General features: G+C 74.8%; 11 protein-coding genes and 2 tRNA genes. 4 read left to right on the plus strand and 9 right to left on the minus strand.

The features are described from left to right. Window positions 1-46: 46 nt before the first annotated feature. The 5 genes from clpX to ACRYRX_RS16450 form a co-directional block, all read right to left on the minus strand. Complete coding sequence (clpX, locus tag ACRYRX_RS16430) at window positions 47-1,336, minus strand: ATP-dependent Clp protease ATP-binding subunit ClpX (RefSeq protein ID WP_432513452.1); 1,290 nt, start codon at window positions 1,334-1,336, stop codon at window positions 47-49. A 203-nt stretch (window positions 1,337-1,539) separates the two neighbouring features. Beyond that, a complete protein-coding gene (locus ACRYRX_RS16435) occupies window positions 1,540-2,193 on the minus strand; it encodes an ATP-dependent Clp protease proteolytic subunit (protein ID WP_432513454.1) in 654 nt (217 codons plus the stop codon). A 46-nt stretch (window positions 2,194-2,239) separates the two neighbouring features. Continuing rightward, window positions 2,240-2,815 (minus strand): ATP-dependent Clp protease proteolytic subunit, encoded by a 576-nt coding sequence (locus ACRYRX_RS16440; RefSeq protein WP_432513553.1) that lies wholly within the window; start codon window positions 2,813-2,815, stop codon window positions 2,240-2,242. Window positions 2,816-3,058: 243 nt separating this feature from the next. Continuing rightward, window positions 3,059-4,474 carry a trigger factor gene (gene tig / locus ACRYRX_RS16445; protein ID WP_432513456.1) on the minus strand — a complete coding sequence of 472 codons (1,416 nt, stop codon included), beginning with the start codon at window positions 4,472-4,474 and terminating at the stop codon, window positions 3,059-3,061. Between the two features lie 164 nt (window positions 4,475-4,638). Beyond that, a tRNA-Pro gene (locus tag ACRYRX_RS16450) sits at window positions 4,639-4,712 on the minus strand. Between the two features lie 96 nt (window positions 4,713-4,808). Between ACRYRX_RS16450 and ACRYRX_RS16455 the strand changes: the two genes are divergently transcribed. Next, a tRNA-Gly gene (locus ACRYRX_RS16455) sits at window positions 4,809-4,879 on the plus strand. Between the two features lie 81 nt (window positions 4,880-4,960). Beyond that, window positions 4,961-6,187 carry a glycerate kinase gene (locus ACRYRX_RS16460; protein ID WP_432513457.1) on the plus strand — a complete coding sequence of 409 codons (1,227 nt, stop codon included), beginning with the start codon at window positions 4,961-4,963 and terminating at the stop codon, window positions 6,185-6,187. Window positions 6,188-6,212: 25 nt separating this feature from the next. Here the strand turns inward: ACRYRX_RS16460 and ACRYRX_RS16465 are convergent, their stop codons facing one another. Both ACRYRX_RS16465 and ACRYRX_RS16470 read right to left on the minus strand, forming a co-directional pair. Beyond that, window positions 6,213-6,707 carry a ribose-5-phosphate isomerase gene (locus ACRYRX_RS16465; RefSeq protein ID WP_432513458.1) on the minus strand — a complete coding sequence of 165 codons (495 nt, stop codon included), beginning with the start codon at window positions 6,705-6,707 and terminating at the stop codon, window positions 6,213-6,215. A 59-nt stretch (window positions 6,708-6,766) separates the two neighbouring features. Continuing rightward, window positions 6,767-7,402: a mycothiol-dependent nitroreductase Rv2466c family protein gene (locus ACRYRX_RS16470; protein WP_432513459.1), complete on the minus strand. Its 636-nt coding sequence runs from the start codon at window positions 7,400-7,402 to the stop codon at window positions 6,767-6,769. Window positions 7,403-7,506: 104 nt separating this feature from the next. Between ACRYRX_RS16470 and pepN the strand changes: the two genes are divergently transcribed. Together pepN and ACRYRX_RS16480 are read left to right on the plus strand one after the other, a co-directional pair. Further along, window positions 7,507-10,062: an aminopeptidase N gene (gene pepN, locus ACRYRX_RS16475; RefSeq protein WP_432513461.1), complete on the plus strand. Its 2,556-nt coding sequence runs from the start codon at window positions 7,507-7,509 to the stop codon at window positions 10,060-10,062. A gap of 78 nt (window positions 10,063-10,140) precedes the next feature. Next, window positions 10,141-10,680, plus strand: coding sequence for an N-acetyltransferase (locus tag ACRYRX_RS16480; RefSeq protein ID WP_432513463.1), 540 nt, complete (start codon window positions 10,141-10,143; stop codon window positions 10,678-10,680). Here the strand turns inward: ACRYRX_RS16480 and ACRYRX_RS16485 are convergent. After that, on the minus strand, window positions 10,640-13,633 hold the full coding sequence (locus ACRYRX_RS16485) for a BTAD domain-containing putative transcriptional regulator (RefSeq protein WP_432513465.1): 2,994 nt from the start codon (window positions 13,631-13,633) through the stop codon (window positions 10,640-10,642). The two genes, ACRYRX_RS16480 and ACRYRX_RS16485, sit on opposite strands and share 41 nt — an antisense overlap. A gap of 231 nt (window positions 13,634-13,864) precedes the next feature. After that, window positions 13,865-16,018 carry a 4-alpha-glucanotransferase gene (malQ, locus tag ACRYRX_RS16490; protein WP_432513468.1) on the minus strand — a complete coding sequence of 718 codons (2,154 nt, stop codon included), beginning with the start codon at window positions 16,016-16,018 and terminating at the stop codon, window positions 13,865-13,867. Window positions 16,019-16,057: the final 39 nt, after the last annotated feature.

Genomic DNA, 16,057 nt, shown 5'->3' on the forward strand with positions numbered 1-16,057 from the left:
GCCCCGCACCGGTCGGTGCGGGGCCCTCCGTCGTGCTGCGGGCGGGTCAGGCCGACTTGTCGCGGCGCTCGCGGGTGCTCTTGCGGGCCGGGGCCTCGCGCGGCACCAGCGTCGGGTTGACGTTCTTCAGCACGACCTCGCGGGTCACGACGACGCGGGCGATGTCGTCGCGGCTGGGGACGTCGAACATCACCGGCAGGAGGACCTCCTCGATGATGGCGCGCAGGCCGCGGGCCCCGGTCCCCCGCAGGATGGCCTGGTCGGCGACGGCCTCGAGGGCGTCGTCGGTGAACTCCAGCTCCACGCCGTCCAGCTCGAACATCCGCTGGTACTGCTTGGCGAGGGCGTTGCGCGGCTTGGTGAGGATCTGCACGAGGGCTTCGGCGTCGAGGTTCTCCACGCTCGTGATGACCGGCAGGCGCCCGATGAACTCCGGGATCAGCCCGAACTTCATGAGGTCCTCGGGCATCACGTCGGCGAAGCTGGGCTCGGCCTTCTTGTCGCTGGAGCGCAGCTGCGCCCCGAAGCCCAGGCCCTGCTTGCCCGAGCGGGCCTCGATGATCCGGTCCAGCCCGGCGAAGGCGCCGCCCACGATGAACAGCACGTTCGTCGTGTCGATCTGGATGAACTCCTGGTGCGGGTGCTTGCGCCCGCCCTGCGGCGGGACGCTCGCGGTGGTGCCCTCGAGGATCTTCAGCAGCGCCTGCTGCACGCCCTCCCCCGACACGTCGCGCGTGATGGAGGGGTTCTCGGACTTGCGGGCGATCTTGTCGACCTCGTCGATGTAGATGATGCCCGTCTCGGCCTTCTTGACGTCGTAGTCGGCCGCCTGGATGAGCTTGAGGAGGATGTTCTCGACGTCCTCGCCGACGTAGCCGGCCTCGGTCAGCGCGGTGGCGTCGGCGATCGCGAAGGGGACGTTGAGCATCTTCGCCAGCGTCTGCGCCAGGTACGTCTTGCCGCAGCCCGTCGGGCCGATGAGCAGGATGTTCGACTTGGAGATCTCGACGGCGTCCTCGCGGGCCTTGCCCGCGGCCTCGCCGACCTGGATGCGCTTGTAGTGGTTGTAGACGGCCACGGCGAGGGACTTCTTCGCCGACGACTGGCCGATGACGTACTGGTCGAGGAAGTCGAAGATCTCCTTCGGCTTCGGCAGCTCCACCAGGCCCAGGTCGTTGGCCTCGGCGAGCTCCTCCTCGATGATCTCGTTGCACAGGTCGATGCACTCGTCGCAGATGTAGACGCCTGGGCCCGCGATGAGCTTCTTGACCTGCTTCTGGCTCTTCCCGCAGAACGAGCACTTCAGCAGGTCGCCACCGTCACCGATGCGTGCCACCGACGATTCCTCTCCTCGTGCTGGTACCCGACCCGGGGGGCCGGAGGAACCGGACCCGGCATCGCGTCACTGCTGACCACGCTACCCGGCGAGACCGGCTCACCGGACTCATTAGACGCTCCCGGGGGACACGGTGCCAGACCGGCCCCCCGGCGCGTCGCGCGTCACGTCACGCACTGCTGCGCATGGGTGACGCTACGTGCTCACAGCGAGGGGGCGGACGCCTTGCGGCTCGTCAGCACCTCGTCGATGAGGCCGTACTCCACGGCCTCGGTGGCGGTGAGGAACTTGTCGCGCTCGATGTCCTCGCGCACCTGGTCGGCGGTCCGGTTCGAGTGGAACGCCAGCGTGCTCTCCAGCCACGAGCGCATGCGCAGGATCTCGTTGGCCTGGATCTCCAGGTCCGAGGCCTGCCCGTAGTCGCCGCCGGCCATGGCCGGCTGGTGGATGAGGATGCGCGAGTTCGGCAGCGCGAACCGCTTCCCCGGCGCACCGGCCGCCAGCAGCACCGCGGCGGCAGATGCGGCCTGGCCCATGCAGTACGTCTGGATGTCCGGGCGGATGTACATCATCGTGTCGTAGATCGCCGTGAGGGCCGTGAAGGACCCGCCCGGGGAGTTGATGTACATGATGATGTCGCGCTCGGTGTCCTGGGACTCCAGCACGATCAGCTGGGCGATGATGTCGTCGGCCGAGGCGTCGTCCACCTGCACGCCGAGGAAGATGATGCGGTCCTCGAAGAGCTTGGTGTACGGGTCCGAGCGCTTCATCCCGTAGGACGTGCGCTCCTCGAACTGCGGCAGCACGTAGCGCGCGGACTGGTCGTACGCCGGGTTCAGCCGGGACTGCGGGTTCATCGGGCGGTCTCCCCTCGAAGCGGTCGTGAACGGCGGGCGGTGGAGCTCAGGCACCGGTGCCGCCCCCGCCCTCGACCTCGCTGGTGTGCCCCACGACGTGGTCGATGAGGCCGTACTCCTTGGCCTCCTGCGCGGAGAACCAGCGGTCGCGGTCGGAGTCGCGGGTGATCGTCTCGAACGTCTGCCCCGAGTGCTGGGCGATGAGCTCGGCCATCTGCCGCTTCGTGGCGATGATCTGCTCGGCGAGGATCTTGATGTCGCTGGCCGAGCCGCCCAGGCCGCCCAGCGGCTGGTGCATCATGATCTTCGCGTGCGGCAGCGCCGAGCGCTTGCCCGGGGCACCGGCGCAGAGCAGGAACTGCCCCATCGAGGCCGCCATGCCGGTGGCGATCGTCGCCACGTCCGGCTTGATGTACTGCATCGTGTCGTAGATCGACATGCCCGCGGACACCGAGCCGCCGGGCGAGTTGATGTACATGAAGATGTCCGCGTCCGGGTCCTCCGCCGCCAGCAGCAGCAGCTGCGCGCAGATGGCGTTGGCCATGTCGTCCCGGACCTCGGTCCCGAGCCAGATGATCCGCTGCTGCAGGAGCCGCTGGTAGACGTTGTCGTCGAGGCCCATCCCCGGCGTACCCGTGCGGGCCTGCTGCGGCGTCACCAGTCCCGGTGCGCTCAAGATCTCGCTCACGCTGTTCCCTGGCCCTCTCCTGGCGTCGACCACCCACCCCGGACGTGTCCGGGAGGGTCCGGCGGATGCTCCGCCGATCTCGATCGACCCTAACGCGCAGGCCCCGACGACCATGTCGGGGCCGGGCCCTTTTCGCTGTGGGCGCACCGCCACGGCGGTGCGCCCACAGCGTCCGGGTCAGCTCTTGGACTCGTCCTGCGCGACCTGCTCGGCCGCGGCCTGCTCGTCCTCACCGGTGGGGTCGACGGTCTGGCCGTCCTCCGCGGGCGACTCGACGGTCTCGTCCTGGTCCTGGCCCTGGCCCTGCCCGGCCTCGTCCTCGTCGCCGCCGACGAGCTCCTCGAGGTCCACGGCGTTGCCGGAGGCGTCCGTCACGGTCGCCTTCTCCATGGCCACGGCCAGCGCCTTGCGGCGGCGGACCTCGCCGACCATCGCCGGGACCTGGCCGGCCCCGTCGACCATCTGCACGAACTGGTTCGGGTCCATGCCGTACTGCTGGGCCTGGCCGACCAGATACTCGATGAGCTCGCCCTGCTCGACGCCGATCTCCTCGCGCTCGGCGAGGGCGTCCAGCAGCAGCTGGCTGCGGATGGCCTGCTCGGTCGAGCCGGTGATCTCGGCGCGGTGCTCGGCGTCCTCGAGACGGTTCTCGCGCTCGAGGTGGGCGTGGATCTCGGCCTCGACCAGCGACGCCGGGACCGGGACCTCGACGACCTCCAGGAGCTTCTCGAGCACCTTGTCGCGCGCCTGCAGGCCCTGCTCGAACTTCTTCGACTGCTCGACCTGCTTGAGCAGGTCCGCCTTCAGCTCCTCCAGCGTGTCGAACTCGCTCGCGAGCTGGGCGAAGTCGTCGTCGGCCTCGGGCAGCTGGCGCTCCTTGACCGACTGCACGGTCACGGTGATCTGCGCGTCCTCGCCCTTGCGGTCGCCGCCGGCCAGCGGGGCGGTGAAGGTGGTCGTGCCCTCGGCCGACACGCCCGTCAGCGCCTCGTCCAGACCCTCGATCATGTTGCCCTGGCCGATGCGGTAGCTGATGCCCTTGGCGCTCTCGATCTCCTCGCCGTCGATCTCGGCGAGCAGGTCGATGGAGACGAAGTCGCCGTCGGCGGCCGCGCGGTCGACGCCGACGAGGGTGCCGAAGCGCTCGCGCAGGGACGTGAGGCGCGTCTCGACCTCCTCCTCGGGCACCTGCAGGTCGTCCACCGTGACGGTGATGGTGGACAGGTCGGGCAGCTCCAGGGTCGGGCGGACGTCGACCTCGACGGAGAACTTCAGGTCGCCGCCCTTGGCCGGGTCCGGCGCCTGGGAGACGTCGACGGTCGGCTGCCCCAGCGGCAGGTAGTCGGAGGCCTCGACGGCCTGCTGGTAGAACTTCGGCAGCGCGTCGTTGACGGCCTCCTCGAGCACCACGGCCCGGCCGAAGCGCTGGTCGATGACCCGCGCCGGCACCTTGCCCTTGCGGAAGCCCGGCACCTGGACCTGCCCGCCGATGGTCTTGTAGGCCTTGTCGAGACTGGGCTTCAGCTCGTCGTACCCGACTTCGACGGTGAACTTGACCCGGGTCGGGTTGAGGGTCTCGACGTCGCTCTTCACAGCGGGGATCTCCTGGGGTCTCTCCGCCTGCGCGGAGGTCGTGGTCAGGCGTGCGGCACGCCGGGGCAGCCCCGACGCACCGCGAAAGCGTAGCCGTCCGCGCCGGAGCCCTTCACTGCGCGACCGGCGCCCGCGCTGCGCACGGGCGGACGGTCGCGCGTCCGTCGGGGTACCCGGATTCGAACCGGGGGCCTTCCGCTCCCAAAGCGGACGCGCTACCAAGCTGCGCCACACCCCGCGCGCCCCCTCGCGGGGGCACAGGGAGCAGGCTACCGCCCGGGGGCCGCTACGATGGTCCCCGAGGGACACGGGCCGTCGGCCGGTGCCCCCGTGCGCGGGTGTAGCTCAATGGTAGAGCCCTAGTCTTCCAAACTAGCTACGCGGGTTCGATTCCCGTCACCCGCTCCCCCGGCAGCGGTCGGCCCCCCGGGCCGGCCGCTGTCCTGCGTCCCGCCCCCGGCTGCGCACCCTCGGTAGGGTCCGCGCATGCCGTCCCCCTTCCACGTCGTCGTGGCCCCGGACAAGTTCAAGGGCTCCCTGACCGCCGGCGAGGTCGCCACCACCATCGCCGCCGCCTTCGAGGACGGCTTCCTCGACGCCTTCACCGGCACCGCCCGCTCCCGGGGCGTCGACGTCGAGGGCGCGGTGGCCCTGGAGACCACCGTCCTGCCCGTCGCCGACGGGGGCGAGGGCACCGTCGAGGCCGCGCTGCGCTCGGCGGGGTTCAGCGCCGTCACCGCGGTCGTGCCCGGGCCGACGGGCGAGCCGGTGGAGGCGACGTTCGCGCGCGACGGGGACACCGCCGTGGTCGAGATGGCGCAGGCCTCCGGGCTCGACCGGCTCCCCGGCGGGACCCCCGCACCGCTGACGGCGACCACGCGCGGCACCGGCGAACTGGTGCGCGCGGCGCTGGACGCCGGGGCCCGGCACGTCGTGCTGGCCGTCGGCGGCAGCGCCTCCACCGACGGTGGCGCCGGCCTCCTGACCGCCCTCGGCGGCCGGTTGCTGGACGCGGCCGGCCGGGACCTGCCCGACGGCGGCGCCGCGCTGCTGGACCTCGACCGCGTCGACCTGTCCGGGCTGGACCCCCGGGTCCGGCAGGTGCGGTGGACGCTGGCCGCCGACGTCGACAACCCGCTGCTCGGCGAGCGGGGCGCGGCGGCGGTCTTCGGCCCGCAGAAGGGCGCGACCCCCGACGACGTCGCCCTCCTGGACACCGCGCTGACCCGCTTCGCCGACGCGCTGGCCGCCGGGACCGGCCTCGACGCCCGCGACACCCCCGGCGCCGGGGCGGCCGGCGGCGTCGGGCTGGTCGCCCTGGGGCTGCTCGGCGCGACCCGCCGGCCCGGGGTGGAGGTCGTGCTGGACCTCGCGGGCTGGAGCCACCGCACGCGGCAGGCCTCCCTGGTCATCACGGGCGAGGGCAGCTTCGACGAGCAGTCCCTCGGCGGGAAGACCCCGGTGGGCGTGGCCGCGGCCGCGGCCCGCATCCCGGCCCCCGTCGTCGTCCTCAGCGGCCGGCGCGCGCTGGCCGAGGAGCGCTGGCGCGCGGCGGGCTTCGCGCAGGCCCGGGCGCTGACCGACGTCGAACCCGACGTCGGCACCTGCGTGCGCGAGGCCCGGCGGCTGCTCGGCGCCCTGGCGCGCGACCTCGGCGCCCAGTACGGGGCCGAGCACGCGGCGCGGGCGGGCGCGGCCGGCGCCCGGGGGTGAGCCCCGGGGCCCGGCCGCCCCGGCGTCAGGCGGTGGGGCTCTCCTGGTGCCCCGCGGGCAGCGGCGGCAGCTGCCCGGTGCGGGCGTACTCGTCGAGCATCTCGATGCGCCGCACGTGCCGCGGGTCGTTCGAGAAGGGCGTCGCCAGGAACGCCTCGGCCAGCGCCGTCGCCTCCTCCAGCGTGTGCATCCGCGCACCGATGCCCACGCACTGCGCGTCGTTGTGCTCGCGGGCCAGGCGGGCGGTCTCCACCGACCACGCCAGCGCGCACCGGATGCCGGACACGAAGTTCGCCGCGATCTGCTCGCCGTTGCCCGACCCGCCGATGACGATGCCCAGGCTGCCCGGCTCGGCGGCCACGGCGTGCGCGGCACGCAGGATGAACGGCGGGTAGTCGTCGACCCGGTCGTAGTGGTGGGCGCCGTGGTCGACGACGTCGTGGCCCTGGCCGCGCAGGTGCGCGACGAGGTGCTCCTTCAGTTCGAAACCGGCGTGGTCGGTGCCGATGTGGACGCGCATGGGGCCAGCTTGGCAGCCCCGGACCGGGCCCGTGCCGCGGGGGCGGGTCGGCGCGCGGCTCAGTCGAAGACCGGCCCCCGGGTGCGGGTGCGCTTGAGCTCGAAGAACCCGGGGGTCCCGGCGACCAGCACGCAGCCGTCCCACAGCCGCCCGGCGTCCTCGCCCTTGGGCGCGGGGGTCACGACGGGCCCGAAGAAGGCGACGTCCCCGAACGCGACGACCGGGGTCCCGACCTCCTCGCCGACCCGGCCGATGCCCTCGGCGTGCGAGGCGCGCAGCTCGGCGTCGTAGGTGTCCCGGTCCGCGTACCCGGCCAGCTCGGCCGGCAGCCCCACCTCGGCCAGCGCCTCGGCGACGATGCCGTCCCAGTCGTCGCGCCCGCCGGGGTGCCGCCGGGTGCCCAGGGCCGTGTAGAGCGGCAGGACCACGTCCTCGCCGTGCAGGACCCGCGCCGCGGTCACCACCCGCACCGGCCCCCAGCCGCGGGAGAGCATCTCGCGGTACTCCTGCGGCAGGTCGGGCTTGTCCTCGTTGAGGACCGACAGGCTCATGACGTGCCAGCGGACGGTGATGTCGCGGACCTCCTCGACCTCCAGGATCCAGCGCGAGGTCATCCAGGCCCACGGGCACAGCGGGTCGAACCAGAAGTCGGCGGTGGCCGCGGGAGCGGTCCGGGCGGGGGTCTCGGTCGTCATGGGCCCATCGTGCTCCTGCGGCCCGGCACCCGGGTGGCGGGGCCCGTGTCGGCCCGGCGTGGCAGAGTCGGGGACGACTTGGACCTGCGAGGAGAGGACGTGCCGTGCCCGGCGAGAACCTGACCCGCGAGGAGGCCCGCACCCGGGCCGAGCTCGTGCGGGTGGAGCACTACGACGTCGACCTGGACCTGACGACGGGCCCGGAGACGTTCCGCTCCACCACGACGGTGCGGTTCTCCGCGACCGCGGGGGCCTCGACGTTCATCGACCTCATCAGCGCGCAGGTCCACGAGGTCGTCCTCAACGGCACCGCCCTCGACGTGGCGGCCGTGGACGACGGCGTGCGCATCGCGCTCGACGGCCTGGCCGACGAGAACGAGCTGCTGGTCGTGGCCGACTGCCGGTACATGAACACCGGCGAGGGGCTGCACCGCTTCGTCGACCCCGTCGACGACGAGGTGTACCTGTACTCCCAGTTCGAGGTCGCCGACTCCCGCCGGGTGTACGCCGTCTTCGAGCAGCCCGACCTCAAGGCCGAGTTCACCTTCACGGTGACCGCGCCGGAGCACTGGCGCGTGGTCTCCAACGCCCCCGTGCAGGTGAAGCACCCCGTCGAGGCGGGCCTGCGGTGGACGTTCGAGAAGACGCCCCGGCTGTCCTCCTACGTGACCGCGATCATCGCCGGGCCCTACGAGGGGTCCGAGGACTCCCTCGTCTCCGCCGACGGCCGGACGATCCCGCTGGGCGTGTACTGCCGCAAGTCCCTCGTCCAGCACCTGGACGCGCACAACGTCGTGCGGGCCACCAAGCAGGGGTTCGAGTTCTTCGAGCGCGAGTTCGACCGCCCGTACCCGTTCGCCAAGTACGACCAGGTGTTCGTCCCGGAGTTCAACGCCGGCGCGATGGAGAACGCCGGCGCGGTGACCTTCGTGGAGAGCTACGTCTTCCGCTCCAAGGTCCCGCAGGCCACGGTCGAGCGGCGCGTGGTCACCGTCCTGCACGAGCTGGCGCACATGTGGTTCGGGGACCTCGTGACCATGCGCTGGTGGAACGACCTGTGGCTCAACGAGTCCTTCGCGGAGTTCGCCTCCACCCTGGCCGCGGCCGAGGCGACGGAGTGGGTGGGGTCGTGGACCACCTTCAACTCCCTGGAGAAGTCCTGGGCCTACCGGCAGGACCAGCTGCCCACGACGCACCCGATCGTCGCGGAGATCAACGACCTCGAGGACGTCGAGGTGAACTTCGACGGCATCACGTACGCCAAGGGCGCCAGCGTCCTCAAGCAGCTCGTGGCCTACGTGGGGCGCGAGGAGTTCCTGGCCGGGGTGCGGGCGTACTTCGCCCGCCACGCCTACGGCAACACCGAACTGGTGGACCTGCTGCGCGAGCTGGAGGCGACCTCGGGCCGGGACCTGTCGTCCTGGTCGCGCGAGTGGCTGGAGACGGCCGGCGTCGCGACCCTGCGCCCGGTGCTGGAGACCGACGCCGACGGGACGATCACCGCGGCCCGGCTGCTCCAGGAGGCGCCCGCCGAGCACCCGCACCTGCGGGCGCACCGGCTGGCGATCGGCTGCTACGACCTCGTCGACGGCGGTTTCGAGCGCACCCACCGCGTCGAGCTGGACGCCGCGGGCGCCAGCACCGACCTGCCGCAGCTCGTCGGCCGCAAGCGCCCGGACCTGCTGCTGGTCAACGACGACGACCTCGCCTACGCCAAGATCCGGCTCGACGGGGCGTCGCTGGCGTCCGCCCTGCAGCACCTGGACGCCTTCCGCGACTCGCTGCCGCGCTCGCTCGTCGCGGCGGCGCTGTGGGACATGACGCGCGACGGGGAGTCCCCCGCCCGCGACTACGTCGACCTGCTGCTGACGACGCTGCTGCCCGGTGACGCCGCCCGGTCGGACTCGACGGTCGCGCTGGTGCTGCTGCGCCAGCTCGCGACGACGGTCGAGCTGTACACCGCCCCGGCGCACCGCGAGCAGGTCCGGGCCCGCACGGCGGCGACCCTGCTGGAGCTGCTGCGCGCGGCGGCCCCCGGCAGCGACACCCAGCTGCAGTTCGCCCGGTCGTTCGCCTCCTCCGCCCGCAGCGAGGAGCACCTGTCGGTCGTCGAGGGCCTGTACGACGGCTCCGGCGCCCTCGAGGGGCTGGAGGTGGACACCGACATGCGCTGGGTCCTGCTGACCGCGCTGGTCGCCGGCGGACGGGCCGGGACCGAGGAGATCGAGGCCGAGCTGACCCGCGACGCGACCGCGACGGGGCAGCGCTCGGCGGCCGCGGCGCGCGCCGCGGTCCCCACGGCGGCCGCCAAGCAGCAGGCCTGGGCGGACGTCGTGGACCGCGGCGACCTGCCGAACGCCGTGCAGGCCTCGGTGATCGCCGGGTTCACCCGCGCCCACGACGAGGGGCTGCTGCGCCCGTTCGTCGAGCCCTACTTCGCGGCGCTGCGCACGGTGTGGGCCGAGCGCACCAACGAGATGGCCCAGCAGATCGTCACGGGCCTGTACCCGCTGGACCTGGCCGACCAGGCGCTGCTGGACCGGACCGACGCGTGGCTGGCGGCCGAGGCGGACGCTCCCCCGGCGCTGCGCCGCCTGGTCCTGGAGAACCGCGACGGGGTGGCCCGCGCCCTGCGCGCCCAGGAGCGCGACGCGCGGTGAGGCCCGCACCGCGGTCCCGGGCAGCGCCCGGGACCGCGGTGCAAGGCGACCGCAAGGCGCGGGCGCCACGGTGGACCCGTGAACGACTCGATCCGCACGTCCGAGGACCGCACCGGCCCCTGGCTGCCGTCGTGGTTCACCCACCCGGCGCACCTGGAGCTGGACAGCGGGTTCCACCTGCGGCCGCTGCGGGCCGTCGACGTCGACCTGCACCGGGTCGCCGTCGCGCGGTCCGGGCTCAGCCGGCGAGCCCGGCTGGGCCGGGTCCGGCAGCGGCCGCCGGCGGACCCGGCCGCCGCCGCGGACCCGGGCCACCAGCCCCTGTGGGAGCGGTGGGCCGCCCAGGGCGCCTCCTTCACGTATGGCGTGCTCGACGAGGCCGAGGACGAGATGGTCGGCTGCGTCCACGTCGGGCCGCCCCGGGGCGGCGCCGCGGGCGGGGTGGACGCCGACGTGTCGTGGTGGCTCGTCGACGCCCACGCGTCGTCCTCGCTGCACGCCGAGCTGCCCGGGGCCCTGCGCGCGTGGACGACCCGGGACTGGCCCTTCACGCGGCCCCGGTTCGTCGGGGTCGACGTCAGCTGGTCGCGGTGGGCTGCGCTGGACGGGCCGTGCTGAGGGTCGTGCCGAGGGCCGAGGTCACGGCCGCGACGGCGATCCCGACGGCCTCGGCCAGCGAGGCCGACGCCCCGCGGGCCGTCGCGTGCCGCAGCTGGTGCGCGTCCAGCAGCTCCCCCAGCTCGGCCCGCGCGGCGGCGAGCGCCACCGGGTCCCGCGGGTAGTACCGGTACACCTCGAACCCGACGCTCTCGCGGGCGGCGGCGGCCGCGGCCGCGGCCGCCGCGAGCAGCCCGGCCGTCGCCGCGTCGCGGCGGGCGGCGGGGACCAGCAGGACGACGAGGGCTTCCAGGAAGGCGGAGAGGTTGGCGCGGTCCCGCAGCTGCTCGGACAGCCGCACGCCCTCCAGCAGGGTCCGCGCGGCCCGGTCGGGGGCGGCGTCGGCCTCGACGAGGGCCCGGTTGTAGAGCGCCAGGTAGGTCGCGAGCCGGTCCCCGACGCCGCGGGCCAGGGCGAGCGCGGTGTCCAGGTCCGCGCGGGCGTCGTCGGCGCGGCCGGCGCGCCAGGCCGTGGTGGCGGCCCAGATGAGGTTGAGCCGCACGATCCACGGGCCCCAGGAGTCCGCGGGCAGCCCCGCGGCCAGCTCCACGGCCCGCCGGTGCTGGCGCGCCGCGGTGTCCAGGTCGCCGTCGACGAGCGCGCAGATCCCCAGCCCGGCCTCGCAGTGGGCGCGGGCCTCGGTCCGTTCGGCCTCGGTGCAGCCGGTGGCACCGGCGCAGGCGTCGAGGGCGTCCTGCCAGCCGGTGCGGGCGGCGGCCGCGTCGTCCTGGGCGAAGGCCATGGCCGCCGCCGCCGTCCGGGCCCGCACGGTGGCCAGGCTCTGCCCGGGCCCGGTCGGGACGCCCGACACGACGGCCTCGGCGGCGCGGCGCCCGGTCCGCAGGTGCCCGCGCAGCCACCAGAACAGCCAGCTCGCCCACACCAGGCGGGCGGCGAGGTCCCGTTCGCCGGCGCCGTGGGCCCACTCGAGCGCCGCGAGGACGTTGGGGTGCTCGACGTCCAGCCGTTCGAGCCACTGCACCTGCTCGGCCTGCTGGTAGCCGGTGGCGGCCCGCTCGGCCAGGCGCGCGTAGGCCCGGGCGTGGGCGAGGGCGGCCCGGTCGCGCTCGTCGGGGGTCAGCAGCCGCCGCGCGTGCTGGAGGGTGGGTTCGAGCATCGAGTACCGCGCGGGCCCGCCGACGGGGAAGTCGACGGTGACCAGGGAGTGCTCGACGAGGGTCTCCAGGTGCTCCAGCACGTCGGCGCCCTCGACCTCCTCGAGCACCTCCAGCGTCCAGCCGCCGGTGAAGACCCCGAGGCGGCGGAACAGGCCGCGGCTGGCGGGGTCGAGCAGGCCGCAGCTCCAGTCGAGGGTGGCGCGGACGCTGCGCTGGCGGGCGGGCAGGTCGCGGGGCCCGCCGGCGAGGGCCTGGTCGAGCCGGGCCAGCAGGTCGGCGACGTCGAGGACCCGCACCCGCGCGGCGGCCAGCTCCAGGGCCAGCGGGATGCCGGAGACGGCCCGGCAGATGTCGTCCACGACGGCGGTGGTGCGCTCGTCGAGGGCGAAGGACGGGACGACGGCCCGGGCCCGGGCGCAGAACAGCTCCCGGGCGGGGTCGGGGGGCAGCGGGGCGACGCGGTGCTCGACCTCGCCGCTGACCCGCAGCGGGGCGCGGGAGGTGACGAGCACGGACAGGTCCGGGCAGGCCCGCACGAGCGTCGCGACGTCGGGGGCGGCCTCGAGCAGGTGCTCGCAGTTGTCCAGCACGAGCAGGTGGCGGCCGGTGGCCAGGCGGGCCGCGACGGCCCCCGGGGCGTCCTCGTCGGTGGGCTGGGGCAGCCCGACGGCGCGGGCGACGGCGGGCAGCACCCCGGCGGCGCGGGTCACGGTGGCCAGCGGCACGAACCACACGCCGGCGCCGAACGCGGGGCGGGCCGCGTCGGCGACGGCCGCGGCCAGGCGGGTCTTGCCGACGCCGCCGGTCCCGGTGAGCGTGACCAGCCGGGCGCGGTCCAGCAGGTCCCGCAGGGCACCGATCTCGGGGTCGCGCCCCACGAGCGGGGTCGGGACCACCGGCAGCGCCACCGGGGGTCGGGGCGGGTCGGGGACGGCGGGGACCTGGTCGGCGGGGGCCTGGTCGGCGGGGGCCTGGTCGGCGGGGGCCTGCACGGGGGCGTCCAGCTCGGGGTCCTGCCGCAGCACCCGGTCCCGCAGCCGCCGCAGCGCGGGCCCGGGGTCCAGGCCGAGGTCGCGGCCCAGCAGGTCGCGGCCCTCGTCGAGGACGGCCAGGGCCTCGGCCTGGCGGTCGCTGCGGTACAGCGCCAGGGCCAGGCTGGCCCGCAGGTCCTCGTGCAGCGGGTGGGCGGCGACGAGGTCGGCGAGGTCGGTGAGGACCTCGCGGTGCCGGCCGAGCCGCAGGTCGAGCCGGGCGCGCAGTTCGAGGGCCTCGACGCGGCGGGCCTCCAGCCGGCGGGCCTCGTCGTGGGCGAACCCGGTGTCCACGCCGCCGTAGGCCGGTCCGTGCCAGCGGGCCAGGGCGTCCTCGACCGCGCGGTGCGCGGTGCGGGGGTCGGGCTCGGTGCGGGCCCGCGCGAGCGAGCGCTCGAAGGCGCGGGCGTCGACGTGGGCGGTCAGCCGGTAGCCGGGGGCGCGGGTGGCGAGGGCTTCCCCGGCGCCGGCCAGGGCGCGCCGCAGCCGCGAGACCGAGCTGTGCACCGTGGAGGCCGCCGGCCGGGTGCCGCGCTCGCCCCAGACCCGGTCGGACAGGACGTCGGCGTCGACGACGCGGCCGGCGTCGAGGGCGAGCGCGGCCAGCACGGTGCGCAGCGACGGCCCGAGCGGGACGGGGTCGCCGTCGACGCGCAGCTCGACGGTCCCCAGCACGCGGACCTCGACGCGGGTCTCGGCGCGGGTCTCGGCGCGGGTGTCGACGTCCGGTCCCGTGGCCGGGCCCGTGGCCCCCTGTCCTGGCACGGGGTCACGGTAACCAGCCCCGGCCCGGGCGCGGGCCCGATCGGGGCGGGTCGGGTGGCCGCAAGGCGCTGCAAGCGGCTCGCAAGCGCGCCGGGGCAGGCTGGGGCCAGCTCCAGCGGGGGGTGCCGGGACGCCCGGGGGGACGTCCCGGCAGGAGCACGGTCCGGGCGTGGACGACGCTGAGCGGTTCGGGACCAGGAGGGGACGGGGGGACGAGGACCCGGGGTCGGGTCAGGTCCCCTCCTGAGACCGCAGGGCGTCGTCCACCGCCCGGGCCAGCGACTGGGCCCGGGGGTGGTCGGCGAGGTCGTCGAGCAGCACGACCTTCCCGTCGGGCCCGGTGAGCGGCATCCGCCAGTTCGGGTACTCCTGGGAGGTGCCCGGCTGGTTCTGGGTGCGGCGGTCGCCCACGGCGTCGACGAGGGCCACGCCCAGCAGCAGGGAGGGCGACAGGGCCAGGTAGCGGTGCAGGGCCTCGACGGTCGCCTGCTCGTCGGCGTCCTCGGCCAGCAGGCCGCGGTCCCGCACGAGCCCCAGGATGCGCTCCTGCTCGGCCGCGTCCTGCTCGCGCTCCTGCTCCACGGGCCGGGTCAGCAGGCCCAGGCGGTCGCGCAGCGCGACGTGCTCCTGGGCGAGGTAGCCCGCCGTGGGCGGCAGGTCGTGGACGGTGACGCTGGCCAGGGCCAGTTCGCGGAACGCCTCGGGGGCCTTGGGGCGGTCCCCGTCGTACTCGAACCACAGGACGGCGCTGCCGAGGATGCCGCGGTCGGCGAGGTAGTCGCGCACCCACGGCTCGACGGTGCCGAGGTCCTCCCCGACGAGGACCGCGCCGGCGCGGTGGGCCTCCAGCGCGAGGATCCCGATGAGCGCCTCGTGGTCGTACTTGACGTACGTGCCGGCCGAGGGCGCGGAGCCCTGCGGGATCCACCACAACCGGAACAGGCCGAGGACGTGGTCGACGCGCAGGCCCCCGGCGTGCCGCAGGATGGTGCGGACCATGTCGCGGAACGGCGCGTAGGCGACCTCGGCGAGCTGGTCGGGCCGCCACGGCGGCTGGCTCCAGTCCTGCCCCTGCTGGTTGAAGGCGTCCGGGGGCGCCCCGACGGTCACGCCGTGGGCCAGCGCCGGCCCCAGGGACCAGACGTCGGCGCCGTCGGGGTGGACGCCGACGGCGAGGTCGTGCACGATCCCGGGCCCGGTGCCGGGGGCGGTGGCCGCGTCCTGGGCGGTGCGCAGCTGCTCGTCGCACTGCCACTGCAGCCAGCGGTGGAACTCGACGCGGTCGGCGAGCTCGTCGGCCAGCCCGGCCTCCCGGGCGGCCTGCGGCGAGGCGGCCTCGGCGGGCCAGTCCGCGGCGGGCAACCCGAACCGCTCGGCGAGGGCGCACCAGGTGGCGAACCCCGACAGCCCGGGTTCCTCCGAGGCCACGTACCGGCGGAACGCGGCCTCGCGCGCGGGGGTGCGCCCGTGGGCGAAGACGACCTCCAGGGCCTGCTTCTTCGCGGCCCACGCGGCGTCGCGGTCGATCTCGCCGTCGTCGTGGACGGCGGGCCGGACCCGCTCGGCCAGGCGCTCGACCAGCGCCCGGTCCCCCGGGGACAGGTAGGCGACCTCGCGGACGTCCTCGACGCGCAGGTACAGCGGGTTCACGAACCGGCGGGTGGTGGGCAGGTACGGGGAGGCCTCCATGGGCGGGACCGGCTGCGCCGCGGCGAGCGGGTTGACCAGGAGCCAGCCGGCGCCCTGGTCGGCGGCGACGGCCGCCAGCTCGGCCAGGTCGGCGAGGTCGCCCACGCCCCAGGAGCGGGAGGAGCGCACCGAGTACAGCTGCGCCTGGTAGCCCCAGCTGCGGCCGGACTGCAGGGTGCGGGGCAGCTCCAGGACGTCGGGGGTGACGACGACGGGGCACTCGGCCTGCCCGGTGGGGGTCTGCGCCTTCAGGACGTGCCAGCCCAGGGGCAGGTCGTCGGGCAGCTCGAAGGTGGCCCGGCCGGTGAGGCGCCCGTCGACGCGGACGGGGTCGATCCAGCGGTCGAGCTGGCGCAGCGGCGCCCAGCCCTCCCCGCCCTCCAGCTCCACGACGACGTCGACGGGGTCGCCGTGCGGGACGTGCACGGGCACGCCCTGCGACCGGCCCTCGCGGGCGACGACGACCGGGGGCAGGACGCGCCGCCAGGGCCGCTGCTTGACCTCCTGCAGCGCGTCGCGGACGCGCTCGCGGGAGGTGACGTCCAGCCCCATGGCGGTCAGGACCGCCGTGATCGTCGAGGCCGGGACGGTCGTCTCGCGCCCCTGCCAGTCGTGGAAGGTGGTGGAGACCCCGCAGGCGGCCGCGAGGTCGGTGAGGTCGGCGCCCAGCTGGGCGCTCGGCGCGTCGGTGGCCACCCGTCGACTCTGCCAGAGGTGCCGTCCGGCGGCGCGTCC

The organism is Kineococcus lubricus (assembly GCF_050871965.1).
In the GTDB taxonomy this organism is placed as follows: domain Bacteria; phylum Actinomycetota; class Actinomycetes; order Actinomycetales; family Kineococcaceae; genus Kineococcus.